Source organism: Pedobacter nutrimenti, assembly GCF_032678445.1.
Classification (GTDB): Bacteria; Bacteroidota; Bacteroidia; order Sphingobacteriales; family Sphingobacteriaceae; genus Pedobacter; species Pedobacter nutrimenti_A.
Genome location: NZ_JAVTSQ010000002.1, coordinates 362,803 through 387,044, shown reverse-complemented (window position 1 = coordinate 387,044; position 24,242 = coordinate 362,803). Strand labels below are relative to the sequence as shown.

Annotated in this window: 20 protein-coding genes and 1 tRNA gene; 11 read left to right on the top strand and 10 right to left on the bottom strand. The window is 43.1% G+C overall.

All coding sequences use genetic code 11. From position 1 onward, the window contains the following. The first annotated feature begins 20 nt into the window (after positions 1–20). A complete protein-coding gene (locus R2S08_RS04375) occupies positions 21–1,274 on the top strand; it encodes a pyridoxal phosphate-dependent aminotransferase (RefSeq protein WP_133779158.1) in 1,254 nt (417 codons plus the stop codon). A 50-nt stretch (positions 1,275–1,324) separates the two neighbouring features. On the opposite strand, the gene R2S08_RS04370 is transcribed toward R2S08_RS04375, so the two are convergent. Both R2S08_RS04370 and R2S08_RS04365 read right to left on the bottom strand, forming a co-directional pair. Next, a complete protein-coding gene (locus R2S08_RS04370) occupies positions 1,325–2,905 on the bottom strand; it encodes a peptide chain release factor 3 (RefSeq protein ID WP_133779159.1) in 1,581 nt (526 codons plus the stop codon). Between the two features lie 106 nt (positions 2,906–3,011). Next, on the bottom strand, positions 3,012–4,397 hold the full coding sequence (locus R2S08_RS04365) for a DUF6600 domain-containing protein (protein ID WP_316834009.1): 1,386 nt from the start codon (positions 4,395–4,397) through the stop codon (positions 3,012–3,014). Between the two features lie 347 nt (positions 4,398–4,744). Here R2S08_RS04365 and R2S08_RS04360 point away from each other — a divergent pair, with 347 nt between their 5' ends. Then, entirely contained in the window at positions 4,745–5,458 is a 714-nt protein-coding gene (locus R2S08_RS04360; protein ID WP_316834008.1) for an SAM-dependent methyltransferase, read from the top strand. Here R2S08_RS04360 and nadD read toward each other — a convergent pair. From nadD to R2S08_RS04345, 3 genes are read right to left on the bottom strand one after another with little or no spacing between them, the layout of a single operon-like run. Then, positions 5,455–6,027 (bottom strand): nicotinate (nicotinamide) nucleotide adenylyltransferase, encoded by a 573-nt coding sequence (nadD, locus tag R2S08_RS04355; RefSeq protein WP_316834007.1) that lies wholly within the window; start codon positions 6,025–6,027, stop codon positions 5,455–5,457. The two genes, R2S08_RS04360 and nadD, sit on opposite strands and share 4 nt — an antisense overlap. A gap of 7 nt (positions 6,028–6,034) precedes the next feature. After that, positions 6,035–6,604 (bottom strand): guanylate kinase, encoded by a 570-nt coding sequence (gene gmk, locus R2S08_RS04350; RefSeq protein ID WP_316834006.1) that lies wholly within the window; start codon positions 6,602–6,604, stop codon positions 6,035–6,037. An 18-nt stretch (positions 6,605–6,622) separates the two neighbouring features. Beyond that, complete coding sequence (locus tag R2S08_RS04345) at positions 6,623–7,486, bottom strand: YicC/YloC family endoribonuclease (protein ID WP_316834153.1); 864 nt, start codon at positions 7,484–7,486, stop codon at positions 6,623–6,625. 131 nt (positions 7,487–7,617) lie between these two features. On the opposite strand from R2S08_RS04345, the gene R2S08_RS04340 reads away from it, so the two are divergent. Next, positions 7,618–8,325 carry a hypothetical protein gene (locus R2S08_RS04340; RefSeq protein ID WP_316834005.1) on the top strand — a complete coding sequence of 236 codons (708 nt, stop codon included), beginning with the start codon at positions 7,618–7,620 and terminating at the stop codon, positions 8,323–8,325. Here R2S08_RS04340 and rnc read toward each other — a convergent pair whose 3' ends face one another. The 3 genes from rnc to R2S08_RS04325 are packed head-to-tail and all read right to left on the bottom strand — an operon-like array spanning position 8,326 to position 10,602. Further along, positions 8,326–9,054, bottom strand: a complete 729-nt coding sequence (rnc, locus tag R2S08_RS04335; RefSeq protein WP_316834004.1) for a ribonuclease III — start codon at positions 9,052–9,054, stop codon at positions 8,326–8,328. Between the two features lie 28 nt (positions 9,055–9,082). Continuing rightward, positions 9,083–10,336 carry a beta-ketoacyl-ACP synthase II gene (gene fabF / locus R2S08_RS04330; protein WP_108554738.1) on the bottom strand — a complete coding sequence of 418 codons (1,254 nt, stop codon included), beginning with the start codon at positions 10,334–10,336 and terminating at the stop codon, positions 9,083–9,085. A gap of 29 nt (positions 10,337–10,365) precedes the next feature. After that, a complete protein-coding gene (locus R2S08_RS04325) occupies positions 10,366–10,602 on the bottom strand; it encodes an acyl carrier protein (RefSeq protein ID WP_031266521.1) in 237 nt (78 codons plus the stop codon). Between the two features lie 158 nt (positions 10,603–10,760). On the opposite strand from R2S08_RS04325, the gene R2S08_RS04320 reads away from it, so the two are divergent. The 8 genes from R2S08_RS04320 (at position 10,761) to R2S08_RS04285 (ending at position 20,804) form a co-directional block, all read left to right on the top strand. After that, positions 10,761–11,180, top strand: coding sequence for an IPExxxVDY family protein (locus tag R2S08_RS04320; protein WP_316834003.1), 420 nt, complete (start codon positions 10,761–10,763; stop codon positions 11,178–11,180). A gap of 137 nt (positions 11,181–11,317) precedes the next feature. After that, entirely contained in the window at positions 11,318–12,748 is a 1,431-nt protein-coding gene (gene pyk, locus R2S08_RS04315) for a pyruvate kinase (protein ID WP_133779167.1), read from the top strand. Positions 12,749–12,794: 46 nt separating this feature from the next. Then, positions 12,795–12,882, top strand: a tRNA-Ser gene (locus tag R2S08_RS04310). 159 nt (positions 12,883–13,041) lie between these two features. Continuing rightward, positions 13,042–13,653 carry an RNA polymerase sigma factor gene (locus tag R2S08_RS04305; protein WP_316834002.1) on the top strand — a complete coding sequence of 204 codons (612 nt, stop codon included), beginning with the start codon at positions 13,042–13,044 and terminating at the stop codon, positions 13,651–13,653. A gap of 116 nt (positions 13,654–13,769) precedes the next feature. Then, entirely contained in the window at positions 13,770–14,969 is a 1,200-nt protein-coding gene (locus R2S08_RS04300; RefSeq protein ID WP_316834001.1) for a FecR family protein, read from the top strand. A gap of 235 nt (positions 14,970–15,204) precedes the next feature. Further along, complete coding sequence (locus tag R2S08_RS04295; RefSeq protein WP_316834000.1) at positions 15,205–18,531, top strand: TonB-dependent receptor; 3,327 nt, start codon at positions 15,205–15,207, stop codon at positions 18,529–18,531. 22 nt (positions 18,532–18,553) lie between these two features. Continuing rightward, on the top strand, positions 18,554–20,032 hold the full coding sequence (locus tag R2S08_RS04290; protein ID WP_316833998.1) for a RagB/SusD family nutrient uptake outer membrane protein: 1,479 nt from the start codon (positions 18,554–18,556) through the stop codon (positions 20,030–20,032). 58 nt (positions 20,033–20,090) lie between these two features. Then, positions 20,091–20,804, top strand: coding sequence for an SGNH/GDSL hydrolase family protein (locus R2S08_RS04285; protein WP_316833997.1), 714 nt, complete (start codon positions 20,091–20,093; stop codon positions 20,802–20,804). 40 nt (positions 20,805–20,844) lie between these two features. Here the strand turns inward: R2S08_RS04285 and R2S08_RS04280 are convergent, their stop codons facing one another. Together R2S08_RS04280 and R2S08_RS04275 are read right to left on the bottom strand one after the other, a co-directional pair. After that, complete coding sequence (locus R2S08_RS04280) at positions 20,845–22,710, bottom strand: alkaline phosphatase (RefSeq protein WP_316833996.1); 1,866 nt, start codon at positions 22,708–22,710, stop codon at positions 20,845–20,847. Then, positions 22,704–24,227, bottom strand: a complete 1,524-nt coding sequence (locus tag R2S08_RS04275) for a RagB/SusD family nutrient uptake outer membrane protein (protein WP_316833995.1) — start codon at positions 24,225–24,227, stop codon at positions 22,704–22,706. The genes R2S08_RS04280 and R2S08_RS04275 overlap by 7 nt, the downstream gene beginning before the upstream one ends. Positions 24,228–24,242: the final 15 nt, after the last annotated feature.

Genomic DNA, 24,242 nt, shown 5'->3' with positions numbered 1-24,242 from the left:
ATCCTAATACATAAAATAGAATGAAAGTATCTGCACTAGCAAGTTCGCTTATTGGCTCTGAGATCATTAAAATTGGTAACGAGGTGAACGAGATGAAGCGTAAGGGCGCGTCCATTGCCAATTTAACAATTGGTGATTTTGATTCTTCCATTTATCCGATTCCGACAGAACTTAAAGCCGGTATCGTGGAAGCCTATCATCAGAACCAAACGAATTATCCGCCTGCAGATGGCGTATTGTCACTCAGGGAAACTGTTTCTGATTTGCTTAAGGACCGTTTTGATCTGGAGTATGCGTCCAACAGTATTTTAGTTTCCGGTGGCTCACGCCCGTTGATCTATGCGACCTACCTGGCACTGGTTGACCCCGGAGATACAGTTGTTTTCCCTGCTCCGTCCTGGAACAACAACCACTACGGCCACCTGACCTCTGCAAACGTTATTGCGGTAGAAACTCAGGCTGAAAATAATTTCATGCCCACTGCCGCACAACTGAAACCACATTTAAAGGGAGCAACCCTACTGGCTTTATGTTCTCCTTTAAATCCTACAGGTACAATGTTTACTGCGGAGCAACTGGAAGAGATCTGCGATGTTGTTCTGGAAGAAAATAAATCAAGAAAACCAGGTGAGAAGGCATTATACATCATGTATGATCAAATGTATTCTTTACTGACTTTTGGAAAAGCACATGTAAATCCGGTTGGCCTGCGTCCGGAAATGAGAGATTATACCATTTTTGTGGATGGCAGTTCTAAATGCCTTGCGGCAACTGGTGTACGTGTAGGCTGGGGATTCGGACCTGCGGAGATCATCGATAAAATGAAAGCTATTGTTGGCCATATGGGGGCATGGGCACCCAAAGCAGAGCAGGTAGCGATGGCGGGTTATTTTAAGGATAAGGCACAGGTAGATACTTTCCTGACGAGCTTTAAGCAGAAGATACAAGACAGTTTAAACGCGCTTTACGAAGGGTTTAATGCTTTAAAAAACGAAGGATTTCAAGTGGATGCAGTGGAACCGATGGGTGCCATTTATCTGACCATTAAGATCGATTATATTGGTAAAACAACACCAGACGGACAGTTGCTGAAAGATAGTGCCGATGTGAACTTTTATCTGATCAGAGAAGCCCAGGCTGCCCTGGTACCTTTTTCTGCTTTCGGTAATGATGACGATATGCCTTGGTTCAGAGCTTCTGTTGGTGCATGCTCTTTGCAAGACATTAAAGATATGATGCCAAGGATTAAAGCCGCTTTAAGCAAACTTAAATAAGATTTAACCTTTATTAAGAAGGCCGGTTGATATTTTCAACCGGCCTTCTTTTATTTAAATTCAGACGTTTTATGGAATTCGATATCTGGATAATCCCGCATGGTCATATTGATCATAAAGTCATTATCTGCAAGATAAACCGGATTTCCGTCTTTGTCTTCGCCAATATGCTGCTGCTTACGTTTTAAAAACTCCTCCAGCTTCTTTTTGTCTTTAGAGGTTACCCAATTTGACCTGCCATAACTTAAGGTCCTGAAATAAGCTTTTGCGCCATATTCATGTTCCAGACGGAAGGCAATTACCTCAAACTGAAGCTCACCAACGGCACCGATGATCTTACGGTTTCCTGGCTGCTGGGTAAAGAGTTGTGCTACTCCTTCTTCTGTAAGCTGCTGTATGCCTTTCTCCAGCTGTTTTGTTTTTAGAGGGTCTCTGTTCTCTACTTCCTTAAATATCTCAGGAGAGAAGCTAGGAATGCCCTTAAATTGTAATTGCTCTCCTTCTGTAAGGGTGTCTCCAATTTTAAAGTTTCCGCTATCGTATAAACCGACTACGTCGCCTGGCCAGGCTTCTTCTACAATGCTCTTTTCATTGGCCATGAAATCCATAGGATTGGAAAACTTCAGTTTCTTGTTCTGACGGGTATGGAAATAGAATTTGTTGCGTTCAAATTTGCCGGAACAGATTCTCAGGAAGGCAATGCGGTCACGGTGTTTAGGGTCCAGATTGGCATGGATTTTAAATACGAAGCCGCTGAAGTTCTTTTCATTCACCAAAACTTCCCGCTGTTCTGCTTCCCGGCTTTTCGGGCTGGGAGCAATTTTGATAAAAGTGTCCAGTAGTTCTTTAATTCCAAAGTTGTTAATGGCACTCCCAAAAAACACAGGGGCCAGTAATCCTTCGGTATACATACTTTGGTCCAGGTCTCCATATACACCATGCACCAGTTCGAGGTCACCTTTAAGATTTTCGAGCTCTGCCGGTTTCAGGAAGTTTTCCAGGTTTTTATCATTCAGGTCACTCACTTCAATCACCGGGGCGCTGATTTTTGTCTTATCCGGCTCGAAAAGGTTAAGATGCTTGTTGTAAATACTGTAAACGCCTTTGAAAGTATGTCCCTGACCGATAGGCCAGGAGAGTGGACAAAGACTGATATTGAGTTTGTTTTCTATTTCATCCAGAAGGTCGAAGGCATCTTTACCCTCCCGGTCCATTTTATTGATAAAAATAATAACGGGTGTATTACGCATACGGCATACTGCCATCAGTTTTTCTGTTTGTTCTTCGACACCTTTTACACAGTCAACCACCAGAATAACACTATCTACAGCCGATAAGGTTCTGTAAGTGTCTTCTGCAAAGTCTTTGTGTCCTGGTGTATCCAGGATATTGATCCTTTTGCCACTGTATTCAAAGCCCATAACTGAAGTCGCAACGGAGATTCCGCGTTGTTTTTCAATTTCCATAAAATCGGAAGTATTGCTTTGATTGGCTTTATTGCGTTTTACCGCACCTGCGGTATTAATAGCTCCCCCAAAAAGCAGGAACTTTTCCGTTAATGTTGTTTTACCAGCATCGGGGTGACTTATAATGGCAAATGTTTTTCGTTTTTCTATTTCCGGGTGAATCATAAAGAGTTAAGCATCTTTGCTTGATGAGGCTGCAAAGATAAAGAAAAAAATAAGGTATCTGTTTTCTAAAACAGATACCTTACAAAGCCCTTTTAAAAAGGGAGTATTAATTTCTCTCCGATCTGGATCCTCTATCTCCTCTGTTTTGTTGCTCAGGAGCCTTGTTTTCTCTTGGCGGAGCACTTTGCTGAACCCTTTGAGGTCTTGGCTGCTGTGGCTGCGCCTGCTGCGGGCGTTGAGGCTGTGCCTGAGGTTGAGGTTGCCTTTCCGGCCTTTGGTATTGTGGCTGAGGCTGACGTTGTGGCTGCTGCGGCTGCTGCTGAGGTTGTTGAGGTTGCTGCGGCTGAACAGGTCTGGTCTGCCAGCGCTGTGGCTGGTACTGCCTTGAGGTACCTTCAGGACGGGTTTGACCTTCAGGTCTTTGCCATGGTTGAGTTGAAGGTGTTCTGTCCGTTCTGGACGGCGTAGCAGGATTAGCTGTTGCATTGCCTTGTTCGTTCACAGGCTGGGTGCCCAGTCTGGATGGACGACCGTTATCTGGCCTGTTGTAATCCCTGCCTTGAGTTACCCCAGGACGAGTATTGCCATCATTAGGTACAGTAGTCATTGAACCCCTGTCTCCACGGTTTCCGTTATTACTTCTATCATTACCTACGTTACCGATGCTGGTTGGACGTCCGCCACGGTCACCTCTGCTGGTGGTATAGGTGCTTTCAGAACTTACATTCCTTGGTGCAGCAGGTCTTCCATCGTTTCCTCTGGACGGTCTTGGATTGTAAATATTTACCGTATTGTTTGTCACACCGCCGCGATCCGGTCTGCTTGTTCTGCTGACATTATAAACCCTAACATCCCGGTTGGTCGCGCGTCTGATATCATCACGTCCAGGGCCGGTAAAATAGGTGTTTCTACCACCGCGGTAAACATTGTTAATGATGGTCGTATTGTTAATAATGGTGACATTATTATAGCCTCCATATCTTGGGAAACGGTCATAATAGATGTTGCTCTGAGGTACAAAACACCACCAGGAATTTGGGATACGGTAGCCTCCCCCGAAGTTAATGTTGATATTTATGCCCGGGGCTAATGGTGCCCAGCCATAATATCCGCCACCGCTTCTCCAGCTTACCCAGGCAGGTCCCCAGGTGGTATCAGGAATCCATAACCATTCATTGTAACGGTTATAGACCCAGCGGCCATAGTGGAAAGGAGCCCAGCCCCAGTTGTAATCAGAAACCCAGGTATTGCCATATTCTGTCATGACCCATCGGCCATTGGTATAATAAGGCCTGAAATCCGACTGGTCAACATCGGGTCTCCATACATAACCATATTGTGAATCCTGTATCCAGGTTCCGTAAGGGGATAATTCATCGTAAAAAGTCTGCATGGAAACATCCTCTTCTTGTGCCGCCACTTTTTGTGCGGCCCCGGTGAGCAGGAGTACGAGTCCTAACACTAATACCGGTAGTTTAAACAATCTTTTCATTTGTGTGTGTGTTTATGTTAACCTAACTTAACTGTATCAATTTGAGTTCCAAATGCTGTAATGGTTTAATTATATATGGAATATTGCACTTAAATTATGATAAAGGGCGCAATTATATTGCTTAAGTGTGCAGTATTGCAATCATAAATTTGTATTTATTAATATACAATGACCGCCATATTGAAATAAAAATTGTCCAGTCCCATCCGAACTGAAAATCAAGTATATGAAGAATATTTTGTTCCGTTGACTCTTTACCGGTAATTATTTTATTCTTTTGCAGATCGCTTTTAGCAGACAGTGCTTTTTGCGTAAAGTTAGAATGCATTAGAAAAACGATACAATTCATGAAAACCGGTACCCTTTATCTTGTTCCAGTCCCATTAGCAGAGCAGGCTGCTTCAAAATCTTTTATGCCCTTTGTGGTGGAGACCATCAATGCGATCGACACTTATATTGTCGAGAATGAAAAGACCGCCCGTAAATTTCTTAAAGAAGCAGGCTTAAAGCGGCCGCAAAGTGAACTGATCATTCATGATTATGGAAAACATAAGAGGACTTCCTCGCTGGCGCCTTTTTTTAAAGAGCTGATGAGCGGGAAAGATGTGGGTTTAATGAGTGAAGCTGGTTGTCCGGGTGTGGCTGATCCAGGGGCGGATGTGGTGGCGGAGGCGCACCGAAGAGGGATTAAAGTAGTACCTCTGGTAGGGCCAAACTCTATTCTGCTGGCTTTGATGGCTTCTGGGTTTAATGGTCAGAGTTTTACTTTCCATGGCTATTTGCCTATTGACAAAATACAAAGAGGAAAGCGGATTAAGGAACTGGAGCAGTTGGCACAGAAATATCAGCAAACACAATTGTTTATAGAAACCCCATTTAGAAACAACCAGTTGCTGGAAGATGTGCTAAAAAACGCAATGCCCCAAACCTTGCTTTGTGTGGCCTGCAATCTGACAGGTGAAGACGAATATATTAAAACACAATCTGTGGCATTTTGGAAAAAGGAAAGGATTGATCTGCATAAGAAGCCAGCGATCTTTTTATTGTACCGTCAGTTTTAACGGTACATATTTTTACCCTCAATAAAGGCAAGAACATTGTCGGGGAGAAAATATTGTACATTTTTTCCTTCCTGGATGGCCTTGCGGATAAAAGTAGATGAAATGTCCATTTGAGGCGTTTCAGTAACCTGAATAGATGGATGGTCCTTCCAGGGAGAGAGGTCTGCACCTGGTCTGGGGTAAACATAGATCTGGTGATTTTGAAGGATCACCTCGTAGTTCTTCCATTTTTTCAAAGAGACGAGGTTATCTGCGCCCATGATTAAAGCAAAAGATCTGCCTGGATACTTTTCCTGCAGGTAGGCCAGTGTATCCACCGTATAGGAAGGCTGTGGTAAACCGAATTCAATATTGCTGACCTTCAGTTTTTCTGAATTTTCTGTGGCCAGTCTCACCATCTCCAGGCGGTCATACATGTTGGACAGACCTTTTTTATTCTTTAAAGGATTGTGCGGCGATACCACCATCCATACCTCATCCAGATCCGTAAAACCAGCCATGTAACTGGCAATAATGAGGTGTCCGGTATGAATGGGGTTAAAGGAACCGAAAAAAAGGCCTGTCTTCATCGTCGTGTTATTGGCTTAAGAAATCGCCAATCAGTTTTTCTGCTTCTGCGCAGGCGGTGTCCAGGTCGAAGTTTTTCAGGACAACGTCAAACTTATCTGCATATTTAAGCTCTTTTTCTGCCTTTATAAAGCGTTCTTTTAGTTTTTCTTCACTATCTGTCCCTCTTCCACTTAAACGCTCCTTTAAAACCTCCAATGACGGCGGTTGTACAAAAATGGCCAGTGCGTGTGATTCATACTTTCTTTTCAAGCGGAGACCGCCTTCTACATCAATGTCAAAAATTACATGCTTGTCTTCATTCCAGATCCGTTGGATCTCTGACCGCAGGGTGCCGTAGAAAGTACCGTTATAGACTTCTTCAAATTCCACAAACTCCTGGTGAGCAACTTTGTGAAGGAAAGCTTCCTTAGAGATAAAATAATAATCTTTTTCATGTTGCTCATCACCTCTGGCTTCTCGGGTGGTCGCTGAAATAGAAAAACTTAAAGAGGGGAACTTTTTAAGCAGATGTTTTACGATGGTTGTTTTGCCAGCTCCTGAAGGTGCTGAAAATATAACGAGTTTACCTTGTTTCATTGATGTATTATTCAAATACTAAAGTACGTTTAGCAATTGTTCCTTGATTTTTTCTAATTCTTCCTTCATACCCACAACCAATTGCTGGATTTGAGCGTCATTCGCTTTTGCGCCCATGGTATTGATCTCTCTGCCAATCTCCTGTGAAATAAAACCTAATTTTTTGCCATTGGCATCCTTGCTTTTTAACGTTTCAATGAAATAATCACAATGACTTTTTAAGCGGATCTTCTCTTCTGTGATGTCTAGTTTATCAATGTAATAGATCAGTTCCTGTTCCAGACGGTTTTGGTCGACATTCATTTTACCCACGTTATCTTCCAGGAACTGGTTTAGCCTTGCCCGGATCTGCGGAATTCTTAAAGGTTCAAGAACTTCAACCTGTGCAAAGAAGCTCAGGATGTTTTTGATGCGGAGCTCCAGGTCTGTTTTAAGCACGCGGCCTTCGTCTTCCCTGAAACGGTTAAATTCCTGAAGAGCCTTGTTAAACGTGCTGTAGAGAATATCCCAGTCTGCTTCATTAACCTCTTCGTCGGTATAGTTCACCACATCCGGAAAATTCAGTGCAGCCTGCAATAAATTGCTGGAATTGGCACCTAAGTCCTGGTTGATGGCCTCTAACTGTTTGTAGTATCTGCTCAGCAGGGCTGCATTGATCTGTGCACCTTTCAATTGCTCATCACTGCGTTCGATATTGACAGAAACATTTACTTTTCCCCGTTCAATATCCTTACTGCAAACATTGCGTAAAAAGAGTTCCTTTTCTGAAAAAGCTCGGGGCAACTTCAGGCTGAGCTCTAAAAACTTACTGTTCAGAGATTTGATCTCTACCGCAAATTTCACATTCTGATGATCCGTAGAGGCCAGGCCATAGCCTGTCATTGATTTTATCATGTGCAAAGATATAATTTATTGTGAAATGGTTGAAAAGTAGTCCATTTAACTTTTTTAACGTTTTTTTAACGTTATGGAAGAAAAACATTGGCTAAATTTGTGTAAATTAAACCTGCCCTATGAAATTAAAGCCCCTCTGTATACCCGCTACGCTATTGTTATTCATGGCTTTTAACGTGTCTGCCCAGCAAGGATTTATCCTTAAAGGAGTCGTTATGGAGCGGGGAACAACAAATCGCATTACTTCAGGAGAGGTGGTCAATAAAAGAACAGAGGGAAGCGTAAATACCAATGACCTTGGTTTATTCCAGATAAAGGTCAATTTAGGCGATACGCTGTTTGTTTTCAAAAATGAATTTGCGAATGCAGAAGTTGTTGTACAGTCCAACAAAGATCTGGTGATCTATCTCAACCGATCAACCGATCTTAGGGAAGTGAATATTTACGGAGAGTCAAAGAAACAGGAATTGGATGGAATGCGTCAGGAATACAGAAATAAGGGTTCCTTCTATGCGGGTAAACCACCACTGTTGTCTTATCTTTTTTCGCCGTTGACAGCAGTATATGAATTATTTGGCCGTACCCCAAGAAATGCACGTCATTTTGGGAAATTCTATTCCAATGAGATGCAACAAACCGAGATTGATGGCTTTTTTAATGAATCTATTATTAAAAAGCACACCGACCTGAAGGATAAAGATCTGGAAGATTTTATGCTGAATTACAGGCCGGATTATAGTGTGGCCAGCAAATGGACTGAATACGATGCCATAAAGTACATCCGGGATTCTTATAAAAAATACACAGATACCCTGAGAAAGAAATAATTAGATGGATAAGGCCTCGCAGGTCTTTTCTGCAGCGAGTTTCTCTGCATTCTTTTTGTTATAATCCCTTCCAACACCATAACTTTCTCCATCAATCATCGCTTGTATAGTGAAAAGTTTTGCACTTTCGCCTTCTCCATTATCAATCATATCGAAAGTGATGTCCTTGCCGTGGCGCTGGCACCATTCAATCAGTTTACTTTTGAAATTGGTTTCAGTAAGCTCCAGGGTATGAATGTCAATATAAGGTTTGACAATACGTTTAAGAAGAAAATCTTTGGTGAAATTGTAGCCTTTATCCAGATAAACAGCCCCAACAAGTGCTTCAAAAGCATCTCCAAGCATCGAGTGATGTTTGGTTTGCATATTGACCATTTTCTGGTCAAAAACAATCAGCTGATCAAAGCCCATTTTTCGGGCAAGCTGGTTTAAATTGGCGCGGTTTACAATTTTCGAACGCATCTCGGTTAGAAAACCTTCCTCTTTATAAGGGTAACTTTTAAACAGCAGTTCTGCAATGACTGAGCCAAGTATAGCGTCCCCTAAAAATTCGAGACGCTCATTACTGCTTTTACTGCCATTTTTAAGTGTTTTTGCTACAGACCGATGCCTGAATGCCATTTTGTATAAAATGGCATTACCAGGCACAAAGCCTAAAATATTTTTTAGCTTTCTTATAAACTCCCTATCTGGAGATAAATGGAGTTTATATAGGTTAAATAAAGGCATTGATGGTAGCAAATATCACTATTTGGTCTTATTCCTCGTATTTTTTAAAAATTACAGATGCGTTATGTCCTCCAAAGCCGAAAGTATTACTTAATGCAGCGCGAACTTTACGTTTTTCAGCCTTATTAAATGTGAAATTCAGTTTCGAATCGAACTGTGGATCATCCGTAAAGTGATTTATAGTTGGAGGTACAACATCATTTTTTACCGCAAGTATTGCAGCGATAGCTTCAACAGCACCGGCAGCACCCAGCAGGTGTCCCGTCATAGATTTTGTTGAGCTGATATTTAATTTATAAGCATCCTCACCAAAAAGGTCTACAATAGCCTGAGTTTCAGAAATATCTCCAAGAGGGGTAGACGTTCCATGAACATTGATATAATCAATATCGCTGGTAGACAATTTGGCATCGTTCAATGCATTTGTCATTACCATTTTAGCACCCAATCCTTGCGGATGAGGAGCCGTGATATGATTGGCATCAGCACTCATTCCGCCACCAATAATCTCAGCATAAATCTTCGCTCCGCGTTTCTTTGCATGTTCAAGCTCTTCCAGAATGATCGTCCCTGCACCTTCACCTGCAACAAAGCCATCACGGTCTTTGTCAAATGGTCTGGATGCTGTTTTAGGGTCATCATTACGTGTAGAAAGGGCATGCATTGCGTTGAACCCGCCAATACCAGCTTCATTAATAATCGCTTCAGATCCGCCGCTGATGATTACATCCGACATTCCCAGACGGATATAGTTATAAGCATCGATCATGGCATTAGTAGAAGAAGCACAGGCAGATACCGTCGCGAAGTTTGGTCCTCTCAGACCATATTTTATAGAAATGTGACCAGGCACAATGTCTATGATCATTTTTGGAATGAAGAAAGGATTGATACGTGGAGTACCATCACCAGCAAAGAAATTCCTCATTTCCTCCAGAAAGGTTTTAATACCACCGATACCAGAGCCCCAGATCACACCAATACGATTGGTATCCAGCTGGGAAAAATCAAAATTACCATCCAGCACAGCCTCTGCCGTAGAAGCAATGGCATATTGAACAAATGGATCTAACTTGCGGGCCTCTTTTCTATCCATAAAATCTTCAGGATTGAAATTTTTGACCTCGCATGCAAATTTGGTTTTGAACTTTTCTGTGTCAAATCCTGTAATAGGCGCAGCGCCGCTCACACCATTTAGCAAATTATCCCAGAAATCCGGGACATTATTGCCAATTGGAGTGAGCGCACCTAAACCTGTAACTACTACTCTTTTTAATTCCATTTATACGGATTATACGGAGACCGTATGTTTTACTTTACGTTTTTCTCTAGATAAGCAACTGCTTGACCAACTGTACCAATGGTTTCAGCTTGATCATCAGGAATTGCTACATTGAATTCTTTTTCGAATTCCATGATAAGTTCCACAGTATCCAAAGAATCCGCACCCAAGTCGTTTGTGAAAGAAGCTTCCGGGGTAACCTCGCTCTCATCCACACCTAATTTTTCAACGATAATAGCCTTAACTCTTGAAGCAATATCAGACATAATGTTATAATTTAATGGTTAAATAATTCAGTGCAAAGAAAAATAAATTCTAACACATTTCAAATGTTTTTATTTCAGTACCAATTTTAATGTTTTTATTTCAAACCGGAAAGTAAAATTACTTTTATAATTTCGTAACCTAAAATAAAGCAGCTGTTTTGAACAAAACCTACCTGAAATTATCACTGGATCTGGACTTCATTCTGATTGCAATCACCGCATCCTTAAAGGATTACGTCCTTTGTCATAAGATCAATACCCAGTTGGGTTTTGACTTTGAAAGGATAGAGGAACACGAGGTTTATTTCAACGTTGATCAGGCTCCTTTATCCTTCTCAAAATATTATTTTTATGTGGAACAAGGAGAGAATGAATATTTTATCGTAAGCAACCGGCACAGCGACGGATTTTTAATTCCGGAGATGAATAAGGTCGATTATTTTCTGATTATTCATCAGTTTTTAGATAAAGACGACCTGAATTATATTTTGTCTGGATTGAACAAACTGCCTGATATTCAGGTTGCTGCACAGATAGACCCTTATAAGCTCAAGTCGAAAGAGAATTTGATAATGTAAATTTTATATTGAAGGTGTATTAAATACACTATATTTGGTGTTACAATATTTTTTTAATAACAAAATTAACCGAATATATCCTTGGATTTTTTTCATTCCACAGCATATAAGGTTGGTTATAAATAAATGTAAAATTGATGAAACCTTTTCATTCCAGAACAAAAATAGTTGCCACGCTAGGACCGGCATCAGCCAAACCAGACGTTTTATTTAGCATGTTCAATGCCGGCTTAGATGTATGCAGGCTTAACTTTTCCCATGGTTCTCAGGCAGACCACCAGGAAGTATTGGATACCATCCGCGACCTGAACAAAAAACACAAATACAACGTGGGCATTTTAGCCGACCTGCAAGGGCCTAAAATCCGGATTGGAATGGTGAAAGATGGTGGTATTCATCTGGTTAACGGAAGCAAGACCATCATTACAACTAAAGAATGTATCGGTAACGAAGAGCGCATTTATATTACTTATGAGTCCTTTCCAAAGGACGTTAAGGCTGGCGAAATCATCCTTTTGGATGATGGAAAGCTGCAAATGCGTGTTATAGAAACCAATTATGAAGACGAGGTGATCTGTGAAGTTGTTCACGGAGGCATCCTGACTTCGAGAAAAGGAGTAAACCTTCCAAATACAAAAGTATCTATTCCTTCACTTACAGTTGAAGACCGCAATAATCTTGAATTTGTTCTTCAAAATGATGTAGAATGGATCGGACTTTCATTTGTCCGTAATGCAGCAGACATCATCGAACTTAAAGAAATCATTAAGGAAAGAGGAAAATCGGCCAGGGTAATTGCTAAAATTGAAAAACCTGAAGCCATTGCAAATATTGATGAGATCATCGCTGTTTCAGACGGTATTATGGTTGCCCGCGGAGATCTTGGAGTTGAAATGCCAATGGAAGAAGTTCCTTTGCTGCAGAAAATGATCGTTAAAAAATGCCGTGCAGCTTCTAAACCAGTAATTATCGCGACACAAATGCTGGAAAGTATGATCACCACCCCAAGGCCAACACGTGCAGAGGTGAATGATGTGGCGAATTCTGTACTGGATGGCGCTGATGCGGTAATGTTGAGCGGAGAAACCTCTGTAGGAGAGTTTCCTCTGATCGTTATCGAGACCATGCAAAAGATCGTTCAGAACATTGAGCAAAATAATTATCCTTTCCACTCAGATAAATTCATCAAACAAAATTCGGATACCTTCCTGAGTGATGCTATTTGTGAAACAGCGACTGCACTTTCTAAGCAAACCAACGCTGTAGGAATTGTTTCGATGACGGTAAGCGGGTATACTGCATTTGAGATTTCAAGCCACAGGCCAAAAGCTTTGACTTATATTTTTACCAGCAATGAGAACCTTTTAAATACACTGAGCCTGGTTTGGGGCGTTCAGGGCTTTTATTATGATAAATTTGAAAGCACAGACGAAACCATTCTGGACGTCAACAGCATCCTTAAAAAGAATAAGCTGATTAAGAAAGGTGACGTGGTGATCAACACTGCTGCGATCCCGATGGAGCGTAAAGGAAAGACGAATATGGTGAAAATCACAGTTATTGATTAATTATTCGCAGGATTCAAAAATTTTTATACTTTTGCACTCCTGAAAAGGAGAGTTGTCCGAGTGGTCGAAGGAGCACGCCTGGAAAGTGTGTATACTCCAAAAGGGTATCGAGAGTTCGAATCTCTCACTCTCCGCAAGAGGAACTTCATATGAAGTTCCTCTTTTTTTTATGCCCGAACCTCATCATAGTGCCTTTTTCCAACTTAAAAAAGCTTTACGAATTCTTATGCACAGATCCGTGAATAAATCGTAAGTTTATAGGAAAGGAAAAATGGTATCCCCTTGGACCACCTATGCAAACTAACCAAAAACCTGTTGAACGTCAAGAAGAGACCCTGTTACTCCACCTGCAGCAGGGAAAAGAAACTGCATTTACCGAAATATACAATCAATACAGTAAGCCCCTGTTCCTGAAAATACTGCGGATGACCGGCGACACAGAAGTCGCCAAAGAATTACTCCAGGATCTGTTTCTTAAGCTATGGGAACACAGGCACCTGATAGATCCCAACTTGTCCTTTAAATCTTACCTGTACACCATTGGGGTCAATCTGGTCTATGATTACTTCCGGAAGGAAGCGAAAAATAAGCAGCTGAGTGCGCACTTGCTGGCCATGGCGGTAGATGCAGATGTTCAAACCGATGAGTTGCTGATCAGCAAAGAAAATATCAATATGGTTAGAAAAGCCATAGATCAGCTTTCTCCTCAACGCAAAAAAGTATATATGCTTTGTAAACTGGAGGGTAAAAGTTACCAGGAGGTCAGTGCAGAGCTTCAGATTTCTACATCGACCATTCATGACCATATTGTCAAAGCCAATTCCTCCATTAAAAAATATTTATTGAACCATCCTGATTTTGCTGTATATGCACTTATTGCCGGGGTTTTAATGAAAGGCATGTAAATTATTCGTCTTGTTTTCAGTCTGTTGTGTTTTTGTGAGTGCTTCAGTGCAATTATTTTGAAAAGCGAGCCGACCATAATTTTTTATTTCGCGTATTAGCAGAAAAACAATGTATTTTGGAAAAGAAGGAATACCTGGAAATACTGCTGAACAAATACCTGGATAAACAGTGCACCGCTGAAGAAATCCGCTATTTGCTTTCTCATTTTAATCTTCCCGATCATAAGGAGGAATTGCAGGACATGTTGCATCAGTACTTCGAGCAGGAAGTTGAGGCTGGAAATGTAGATAAGCAACTCGCTGAACAAGTAGCAGAGGAGTTAAAACCCGTACTGCTGTCAAAAATAAAGGAGAAGCAATCCCGCTATCTTCTTGGCAGGTGGATTAAGTTCGCTGCTGCTGCAGTTGTTTTCCTTTGTATTTCGGTTGCTTTGTATGTATTTATTCCGCCCACTTCCGAAACCGGTAAAGAAGTTGTCCAATCTGGAACAACGCAAAAGGACATCCAGCCGGGAAGTAACAAAGCGGTATTGTTGCTGGCCAATGGTTCTAAAATTATATTAAATGAAGTGAACGATGGAGAGCTTGCGAGACAAAACGGAGTGGCAATTGTAAAGACTAAAAACGGACAGCTGATCAACACCAGTCTTTCTTCTGCCTCTGCAAGCACAGAGATGGCGTATAACACCATTTCTACCCCGAGGGGAGGTCAATACCAGGTCATCCTTCCTGATGGCAGTAAGGTGTGGCTAAATGCGGCTTCCTCCCTCAGATACCCGGCGGCCTTTACAACACAGTCAAGATTGGTCGAATTAACGGGAGAAGCCTATTTCGAAGTCGCTAAAGATGCTTCGAAACCATTTAAAGTAAGTGCGAGGGGCCAAATGGTAGAAGTATTGGGTACCCATTTCAACATGAATACTTATGAAGACGAGCAGAGTATGAAAACGACTTTGCTGGAAGGCAGCATACAAATCGCGTATCAGCAAATGAAATCGCTTCTGAAACCGGGAGACCAGGCAAAGATTACGGCCGGACAGGCTGTTCCGCTGAAAATCAGCAGGGGGGTAGATACGGAGGAAGCGGTAGCCTGGAAAGAGGGCTATTTTCAATTTAATCATGCCAATATCCAGGAAGTGATGCGGCAATTGTCCCGTTGGTATGATATTGAAGTAAAATATGAAGGTAAACAGCCTTTAAAAGAATTTGGGGGCGCTATACAAAAAGATCTGCCCCTGTCTAAAGTGCTGAATATTTTAGAAAAAAGTAATATACATTTTAAAGTGAGCGGAAAGGAGGTGGTGGTTATGCCCTGATCTTTACATTTCGCCTCATCCTGAAAAATAAAAACCGGAAGCGTTGGCCCGCTCCCGGCAATAGCATTCAGGGTTCTAAGGAACCAATCTATTTTGCAATCAACTCATTCTTCAAACCCTAAACAAATCAAATGTAATGAATTTTATTACTTATGGTACTCGCCGGCGACCATTCCCGCTTCTTTTGAAAAGCACCAGGACGTCCCGGAACAGATACGAACAAACCTGGCGAATCATGAAATTGATTTTTATATTAACCACCCTTGCCTTCGTTCATGTGTTTGCAAGCGGATATTCACAGCAAGTGACTTATTCCGGGAAGAACGAGGCATTGGAAAAAGTACTCCAGTCCATCAAAAAACAAACCGGGTATGTCTTTTTCTACAGTTACGATCTTATGCATAAAGCAAAACCCGTTAGCGTCCAGCTGCATGAGGTTCCTCTGGAGCAGGCCCTGAAAGCTTGTTTTACAGATCAGCCCCTGGATTTTACGATAGAAAACAAAACCATTATTATTTCTGACCGGAAGGAAGCCTTTGTCAATCCGATCAAGGTCAAAGGTAAAGTAACAGATACTACAGGCCTTCCTTTGCCGGGGGCGAGTATTACTATAAAAGGCCGTCCATTCGGGGTCCAGAGTAATGTAGACGGCTCTTTTTCCATTGATGCCCAGACAGGAGATGTTTTAGTTGTTTCCTTTATCGGTTATCTGTCCAAACAAATCACCTTAAACAGCAATAGCAATGATCTTCATGTGGTTTTAAGCCAGAATGCCAGCAATTTAAATGAAGTTGAGATCCGTATAGGTTATGGTACGCAGCAGAAAAGAGAGCTCAGTACGGCCGTGGCAACAGTAGGAAGTAAAGCACTGGGCCGGCAGATTGTGAGCAGTTTCGAAAATGCCTTACAGGGACAAGCTCCAGGCGTAGAAGTAAGTAACCCTACAGGTCAGCCAGGTTCGGCCATCAACATCAGCATCAGGGGAAAAAATTCCCTGAGTTTGAGCACTTCTCCTCTGTATGTTATTGATGGGGTTCCGGTACAACCCGGATATGATGAAGAGATTGGCATTGGAAACCAGCGGCCCAACCCCCTAAGTACCATCAATACCAGTGATATTGAGTCTATTGATGTGCTTAAAGATGGTGCAGCAGCCGCCATTTATGGATCCAGGGCTTCTAATGGTGTGGTCGTGGTAACCACAAAAAGAGGTAAATCAGGTAAACCACAGGTCAACTTTAACATGTATTATGGTGTCCAGCAACTGGCCAAAAAAATCAAGCTGCTCGATGGAAAACAGTTTGCCAGTATCTATAATCAGGCCTTGATCAATGCAGATATGGATCCCGCCTATAATGTCGATACCGTAACCACCAATACCAATTGGCAGGATCTGTTGTACCATACTGCACCCATATCCAATTACCAGGTGAGTGTGCAGGGGGGAAGTGATAAAACCAAGTATTATCTTTCCGGGGCATATTTTAACCAGGACGGTATTATCCGGAACTCCGGATTTGAAAGGTATTCTGTAAAGCTTAACCTCGATCAGCAAGTCAGTGATCAGTTTAAAATAGGAACCAGCCTGAACCTGGCCAATACCAACAACAACCGCAGTACAAGGACAGAAATGGAACTGAACAATTCGGGTGTTGTACTGGGCGCATTGGAGCAGATTCCCACCATTCCTATTTACAACCCGGATGGTACTTATGCGTTGAATCCCTTTTCCAGATCAGACAATCCGTTTGGAGACAACGAAACGACGCACAACACCATCACCCTTAACCAGCTTTTTGGTAATATTTATGGAGAATATACCATCCTGCCCAATCTGGTCCTGCGTTCTTCGGCCGGGATAGACTACCGGGCACAGATCGAAAACCAGTTTATCGCCAGAGAAAACCCAGGATTTGAGAATGCTCCCTCTGCCAGCCGGGGAAGTGCAGCAACAGGAACCAATACCGGCACCATCTGGCTTTGGGAAAATACGCTGACCTACAAAACAACACTGAATAAAGACCACTACCTAACCCTGCTGGCCGGTCAATCTGTACAGAATTCCAGTTTGTTTACCTCAAGTTCTTCCGGATACGGATTCCCTTCCAACGCTGTTCCCTATCTTTTTGCAGCCAGTATTAAGCAAACAATGTCCAGTTATGAAGAACAATGGGGTCTGATGAGTTATTTCTTCAGGGCCAACTATAACTACAAAGACCTTTATTATGCTTCGGCCAGTATGCGTGCCGATGGTTCCAGCCGTTTTGCTGCCAACCATAGGTTTGGTTATTTTCCGGCAGCTTCAGTAGCCTGGAGGATGTCTAACGAGTCTTTTTTTCATAAAAGCGATTTCCTTTCGGAATTGAAAGTCCGCGCCAGTTTTGGTGCCAATGGTAATCAGAATGTTGGTGTCAATGACCGCTTCAGCACCTTTGGAACAGGATACAATTACAGCAATTACAATGGCGATGGCAGTGTGGCAGGAGGAATTGCACCTGAAAAGATTGGGAATGACCAGTTGAAATGGGAAACCACTTATCAGTATGATGCCGGTGTGGATATGGAATTATTTAATAACCGGGTAACTTTGACCGCTGATGTGTATTTAAAAAAGACAAAAGACCTGCTGACCAATGTGCCTTTGTCGCCTAGTTCTGGTTCGGAGAATCTTGTCATCGTACAGAATCTCGGACAAGTCCAGAATAAAGGATTTGAACTGGGGATCAATACCATTAATCTTCGCTCTGCAGAAGGCTTGAACTGGAATACCCAGTTCAATTTCAGCTTAAACCGGAATAAAATTCTGGATTTGGGCACCCTGATTGACGATTCGGGCAAGCAGGTAGACCGCCAGATCATTGGAGACTACTCTATAAATGAAAAAGGACAGCCTTTAGGAGCCTTTTACGGATATGTAGTTAAGGGGATCTTTCAAACCCCGGCAGAGGTGGCTGCTGCACCCGTACAGCCTAATGCTGCCCCGGGAGACCTTCGTTTCGAAGACCTGAACGGTGATGGCGTTATTGATGCCAAAGACCGTAAGATCATTGGTAATCCCAATCCAAAGTTCATTGCCGGGATCACCAATACCTTGACCTATAAAGGCTTTGACCTGAGTTTCTTTTTCCAGGGCAGTTTTGGAAACAAGATCTTTAATCAGAACCGGACACTGTTGGAAAACATGATCAATCCTTTTAACCAGTCGGTCGTTGTACTTAACAGCTGGACACATGCCGGACAAGACACCAATATCCCAAGAGAAGTTTATGGTGATCCGAATGGTAACGCCAGTTTCTCTACCCAATACCTGGAAAGTGGCACCTATGTACGCCTGAAGAACCTCAGCTTAGGATATACCTTCCCGTCGGCTTTCCTGAAAAAAATGCGGATGAGCTCTTTGAGAATCTATGTGACAGGCCAGAACCTGCTCACCTTCACCAAGTACAAAGGTTATGATCCTGAAGTCAATGCAGACCCATTGTCCAATACGGGCTTTGGGAGGGATTACGGCGTATATCCACCTGCCAGAACCTATACCGCGGGCCTAAGTGTTCAGTTCTAATTGATTATATAAAGCGAACGAGATGAAAACATATATCAACCAAATTCTTCTGGCAGCCCTTCTGATCACAGGAACCGTTTCCTGTAAGAAGGTGCTGGACAAAACACCGCTCACCAGCATTACAGCCACAAATTTCTTTAAGAACGGAGATGATGCAGAATCGGCCATCACAGGCTGTTATGATGCCTTGCAGGACGACAGTTATTATGGTTCAGTGTTAAACGTGATGGGCGAAATGCCCTCCGATAATGCCACTTCGGATAATGCCGATGTATTTGCACTGGATAAGATCCAATGGACGGCAACCACCAGCCAGCCAGGAAGGCTATATCAGCAGGCCTTTAAAGCCATCAACCGGGCCAATTCAGTCCTTAAATATGTGCCGGGCATCAGCACCAGGCTCAGCGCTCAGCGCAGGGATCAGATCCTGGGAGAAGCCTGTTTTTTAAGAGCACTGCACTATTTTAACCTGGTCAAATGCTTTGGGGGTGTTCCAATACACCTGTTGCCAACAGAAGCAGAAAGCCAGTCGGCTATGACCCGTTCAACAGCTGATCAGGTCTATGCCCAGATAGAAAGCGATCTCGGGCAGGCGGAAAACCTATTGCCCCAGACTTATGGAGGCCTCAGTATAGACCGCACAAGAGCCACTAAAGGCTCTGCCAACGCGCTGCAGGCCAGAGTTTACCTGTATGAAAGAAAATGGTCTATGTCTGCTATAGCTGCGGCTAAGGTGATCAGCAACAGCAATTACGGTACAGGCTTAACCACACCTTTTCCCGATCTTTTTCCGTTTAAAAACAAGCAGGAGTCGATTTTTGAAGTACAGTTTGCTGGTGCAGATGACGGAGGTTTTACCTTGCCAGACCTGGTGCTGCCTTCCCCACCGGCTTCTTATTCTTTTCCAAAGTACGACATCCCCACCAATGAGCTGATCAGTTATGCCGATACCCTGAACGACATCCGCTGGAAACGGATAGGTCCGGTAGAAGGTGGCATCAGCTATGCGAGCGTTGTCTATGGCGGTGCAGGTACAGGTAACGACAACGGCTGGTTTGTTTACAAATGGAGAAGTACCAATTTCTTTGCCAGTAAGGACAACTATCCGGTATTGACCCTGGATGATATCTACCTGGTCTATGCCGAAGCCTCCAATGAGCAAAGCGGCCCTACATCTGATGCCTTAGGAAAACTAAATGCCATTCGCCAGAGGGCGGGCCTTCCTGCTCTGCAACTCAGCGATCTGCCTACTAAAAATGCATTCAGAGATGAGGTAGACCGGCAAAGAAGGCTGGAACTTGCTTTTCAGGGAGACCGCTGGTTTGATCTGCTCAGGTACAGTAATCAAACCGCAGCAGACCCTTCGGCTGTTCATAAGATTTCAGCGCTTGACCTCATCAAACAGCAAAGGGGAACAGTAAATACAAACTACCTGCTCTATCCACTTCCATTACAGGAACTGAATTCTAATCCTCTGGCTAAACAGAACCCTGGATTTTAAATATTATCCATTTATGCGGAGAAGAATGGTTATTTTTCTCCGTATCATTTTAAGAACCATGAATAAAAAGACAATGAAACCTGTTAAAATTGTTTCTGCCCTGCTCTTGCTGGGGATTTTTGGCAATCGTGCTTCTGCACAAGACTGGCCGGCACTTAAATTCTATCAGGAAGCGAATCAAAGGGCAGATCAGGAACATCCTAAAGAGAAGAGAGTTGTTTTTATGGGCAATTCAATTACCCAGGTCTGGGGGGATATTGATCCTGGATTTTTTGAACGGCACAAGAATTTTATCAACCGAGGAATCAGCGGTCAGACCACACCACAGATGGTCTTAAGGTTCAGACAGGATGTAATTAACCTCAAGCCGTCCCTTGTTGTTATTTTAGGTGGAACGAATGACATTGCCGGGAATACTGGTCCGGCTACCCTGGATGAAATTTTCGGGAACCTGGTTTCTATGATGGAACTTGCCAAAGCAAACCATATTAATGTCGTTATTTCTTCCATTCTCCCTGTTTTTGATTATCCCTGGAAAAAGGGACTAGAGCCTGCCGGGAAGATCATAGAATTGAATGAGCGCTTAAAAAAGTATGCTGTGCAGCAGCATATCGTTTATCTGGATTACCATAGCGTCATGAAAGACGAGAAGAATGGATTGAAATCCAGCCTGACCGTTGATGGGGTACACCCAACATTGGCGGGTTACAAGGTGATGGAGCCCTTGCTGGAAAAAGCAATAGCCCAGGCCCTGAGTCAAAAAAAGAAATAAAATTGGGCTGTCCGGAATAAAAATTCAGACAGCCTCTTTTTTATTTACGTTTATTCAGTTCCAGAACCTTCAGGATCTTGTGGAAGATCTCGTTGTTCGGATAAGTTCCTCTAAACTCGTCCGAGCGCGGCCCGTAGGCAAATACAGGTACGCTGATATTGGTGTGGTCGTTGGTACTGAACTCTCCACTAATTGTTCCTGTTTCTGCAGAAGCATCCAGCAAAGTCAATCCGCCGGTTTCATGGTCTGCGGTAATGACCACCAGGGTTTCTCCATCCTGATCAGCAAAGCGTAAAGCCGCCTCGATCGTCTTGTCAAAATCATGCAACTCTGTAACTACGTAAGGAAGATCATTTGCATGGCCCCCATAGTCAATCTGGGCACCTTCTGCCATAATAAAAAAGCCTTTCTTATGGGAAAGCATTTTGATGCTTTGTACCAATGACTGCTTCAGCATATCGTCCCGGCCATTTTTAACGGGTCTGGTTGCCTCATCGGGCAATAGAACCAATTGCTTGCCCTTACTTTCTTTGCTGAAATCAGCCAATGAAGTACTCAGCTTAAAACCTTTAGCGGTCAGCTGATTCATCAATGAAGTATCTTTATTCTGAAGAAAACTCTTTTGGTTGGAACCCACCAGGATCTCGGTTTTACTCTCCAGCAGATCATGTGCAATTTCCTGGCTCATGGAACGGTCCAGTTGATGTGCATAAAAAACAGCCGGTGTGGCATCTGTAATATCTCCTACGCTGATGATACCACTCTTGATTCCGTAGTTCGCAAGGGTATCGACCAGGTTGGTCCTTTTTTTATTGTCGGTACCCATGCCTATATAGCGGTTGTTGGTCTTTTCACCCATAGCGAAAGCCGAGCCGCCGGCAGCAGAATCCGTATTGCCACTGTTTGCCGCGCCAGTTTGCGAAAAGCCACTGTTGCGAATCCGGGTCATGTTCAGATCACCATGATTGGCAATTGAACCCGCATGGATCTGGGCCAGTCCCATACCATCACCAATCAGTAAAATCACATTCTTTACTGGTTTTTTTAACCCATCTGATTTATAATCCGGCGTATAGACCGGATAAGCCACAGGATTGGTATAGGTCAGTTTGTCCTTATGGAGATAGAACTCCTTTAATTTTTCCGGATGATCGGTATTGATCCAGTCTACCCCCAGTTTTTCGAGCACAATCCAGGTATTTGGACTGTCCTGGGTTGCCCAGAAGCGGAAAGGCTTGTGCATTTTGTGCGCCTGATCAATCACCGCTTTGAGTTTCGCTTCATCAGGTGGAGTTGGTGTACCTTTTCCATTCCAAACCGTATAGCTTTTCAATTCATCACTGATCATCGCTATGCGTTTCAGTTGATCTGCTGTATAGCCTTTGTTTGGCCGTCCATCAAAAGAAATATACTCCGGATACCGGTTAAACTCTGAAGGTGAAGGAATATCTCCGCTGAGTACAATCCGGATGGCCTTTGGATTGGTCGTGCTGTTGAATATGTTCTGATAAGCACTCAGATCTTTGATCAGCTGCGGGATGACATGCTGATAATCCTCTTTGATGTCGATGACCAGCTGGAGTTTTAAGGCCGGATCTTTATAGGGCTGATTCCCGTTTTTGACATAAAAGCGGGAGAGAGGCTCCAGGTAAAAGTTTTTTAAAGTGGCTTCTGCACTGATCTCTGTAGAATCATGCGCGACAAACAGCTGTCCTTTTTTTAAAAATACATCGGCCTCAATAGAGCCCATGCCAGCATAATAAGCCGTCAATAGGGGGATGTTCTGATGGTAGTCATTATGGCTGTGGCCCTGATTATAACTAAGTGAGGTTTGAGCACCCGCACCGAAGCCGAAAAATAACCCGGCGGCAAGAACCGCCGGGCATATAAAGTGTTTAATTACCATCCTGCATTTTGTTTGATGACCCCATTACTGTTGTCTATTTCTTTCTGCGGAACAGCCCATACATCATTTACCTGCGGGTTGAAATTTCTGGCTGCCCAGATCACATTTCCCTGCGAATCGTGTAATGGTTTAGCGTAAGCCGCCTGTGCGTCACCCCATCTCACCAAATCGCGGTGACGGTCTGCCCATTCTCCGGCCAGTTCATTACGACGTTCTCTTTTCAGGTCTGTAAGCGTCATTCCCGTTTTTGGTGTCAAACCTGCCCGTACCCTGATGCGGTTCAGTTCTTTATCTCCGGCGCCTGCACCGCCCAGTTGAATGGCTGCCTCTGCTTTAATCAACAGCACCTCTGCAAAGCGCATCAATGGAACGTTCAGGTCAGTTGTACCATTATCTCCATTAGGGTTAACATGCAAAGGAATTGGATTTGCATAACCGAAAGGCTCCATATACTTTCTAAACTGATAGTCGGAAGTTGCACCACCATCTTTGGTAAAGCTACGCATCGCACCAAAATACATAAACTGATCGCCGGGTTTCAAAATGGTAGCCTCTCTGCGCTGGTCGCCGGTTTCATAAGAGTCATACAGCTCTTTAGTTGGCAGGTAATAGCCCCAGCCATTATACAAGGTCCAGCCTTTATTGGTCAGCATTACACCAGGTAATTTACTGCCCCAGCCAGTCCCACCGCCATTTGGTGTGCAAACCACAGACCAGATGTATTCTTTAGACCAGTTGTTGGCTGCTTTAAACACATCTGCAAAGCCTGTATTGACCAAATCGTGTTTCCCGGAATTGATCACCATGTCGGAGTACTTAACCGCATTGGCATAATCTTTTTTAAACAGGTATACTTTAGATAAATAAGACCAGGCGGCTGTTTTGTGTGCCTTTCCATAATCAGCAGGCTGCATATCCGTAAAATAAGGCAGATTGTCTGCCGCTTTCAACAGGAGCTGGATAATATAATCGTAGTTTTCATTTACATTCGCTGCCCTTGGTGTAGCAGTTGCAGGATCTGTTTCCGGACTGACGATAGGTACTCCAGCCTTTTCATTGCCATAATTTGAGGCCAGCTGGAAATAAACCAGACCAGCATTGAAATAAGCATCACCAATGATCTGTTTTTTCAACTGCTCGTCCATCTGAATGGCCGGAACATTTTTAATAATGTCATTTGCCCGTTTGATGGTGGCATAACGCATTGACCATTGTGACTCTGTGTAACCACCACCAATATAGTTCCGGTTGAAATTTTTAATATTGTCCGCTTCGGGTTTATTCCTTCCGGTAACCATATCATCGCTGGCATTGATAAACCAGAACATACCCCTTCCATAATAATCCTCGTCATTGTATTTTTCATACATACCTGCTTCCGCCTTAACCGCATCTTCTTTAGTCTTCCAGAAGTTTCCCGCAGAAGGCGCACCCTCAGGCGTAATGTTCAGTTGTTTTGAGCAGGAACTCATCAGCGCCAGGGCGCCTATTGTCATATATTTTATACTTTGTCTCATTTCTCTTCTTTTTAA

What these genes read in the sequence shown, in the direction of transcription:
- R2S08_RS04375 (WP_133779158.1), top strand. Translation starts at nt 21, where the DNA reads ATGAAAGTATCTGCACTAGCAAGTTCGCTTATTGGCTCTGAGATCATT.
- R2S08_RS04370 (WP_133779159.1), bottom strand. Translation starts at nt 2,905, where the DNA reads ATGATTCACCCGGAAATAGAAAAACGAAAAACATTTGCCATTATAAGT.
- R2S08_RS04365 (WP_316834009.1), bottom strand. Translation starts at nt 4,397, where the DNA reads ATGAAAAGATTGTTTAAACTACCGGTATTAGTGTTAGGACTCGTACTC.
- R2S08_RS04360 (WP_316834008.1), top strand. Translation starts at nt 4,745, where the DNA reads ATGAAAACCGGTACCCTTTATCTTGTTCCAGTCCCATTAGCAGAGCAG.
- nadD (WP_316834007.1), bottom strand. Translation starts at nt 6,027, where the DNA reads ATGAAGACAGGCCTTTTTTTCGGTTCCTTTAACCCCATTCATACCGGA.
- gmk (WP_316834006.1), bottom strand. Translation starts at nt 6,604, where the DNA reads ATGAAACAAGGTAAACTCGTTATATTTTCAGCACCTTCAGGAGCTGGC.
- R2S08_RS04345 (WP_316834153.1), bottom strand. Translation starts at nt 7,486, where the DNA reads ATGACAGGCTATGGCCTGGCCTCTACGGATCATCAGAATGTGAAATTT.
- R2S08_RS04340 (WP_316834005.1), top strand. Translation starts at nt 7,618, where the DNA reads ATGAAATTAAAGCCCCTCTGTATACCCGCTACGCTATTGTTATTCATG.
- rnc (WP_316834004.1), bottom strand. Translation starts at nt 9,054, where the DNA reads ATGCCTTTATTTAACCTATATAAACTCCATTTATCTCCAGATAGGGAG.
- fabF (WP_108554738.1), bottom strand. Translation starts at nt 10,336, where the DNA reads ATGGAATTAAAAAGAGTAGTAGTTACAGGTTTAGGTGCGCTCACTCCA.
- R2S08_RS04325 (WP_031266521.1), bottom strand. Translation starts at nt 10,602, where the DNA reads ATGTCTGATATTGCTTCAAGAGTTAAGGCTATTATCGTTGAAAAATTA.
- pyk (WP_133779167.1), top strand. Translation starts at nt 11,318, where the DNA reads ATGAAACCTTTTCATTCCAGAACAAAAATAGTTGCCACGCTAGGACCG.
- R2S08_RS04305 (WP_316834002.1), top strand. Translation starts at nt 13,042, where the DNA reads ATGCAAACTAACCAAAAACCTGTTGAACGTCAAGAAGAGACCCTGTTA.
- R2S08_RS04295 (WP_316834000.1), top strand. Translation starts at nt 15,205, where the DNA reads ATGAAATTGATTTTTATATTAACCACCCTTGCCTTCGTTCATGTGTTT.
- R2S08_RS04290 (WP_316833998.1), top strand. Translation starts at nt 18,554, where the DNA reads ATGAAAACATATATCAACCAAATTCTTCTGGCAGCCCTTCTGATCACA.
- R2S08_RS04285 (WP_316833997.1), top strand. Translation starts at nt 20,091, where the DNA reads ATGAATAAAAAGACAATGAAACCTGTTAAAATTGTTTCTGCCCTGCTC.
- R2S08_RS04280 (WP_316833996.1), bottom strand. Translation starts at nt 22,710, where the DNA reads ATGGTAATTAAACACTTTATATGCCCGGCGGTTCTTGCCGCCGGGTTA.
- R2S08_RS04275 (WP_316833995.1), bottom strand. Translation starts at nt 24,227, where the DNA reads ATGAGACAAAGTATAAAATATATGACAATAGGCGCCCTGGCGCTGATG.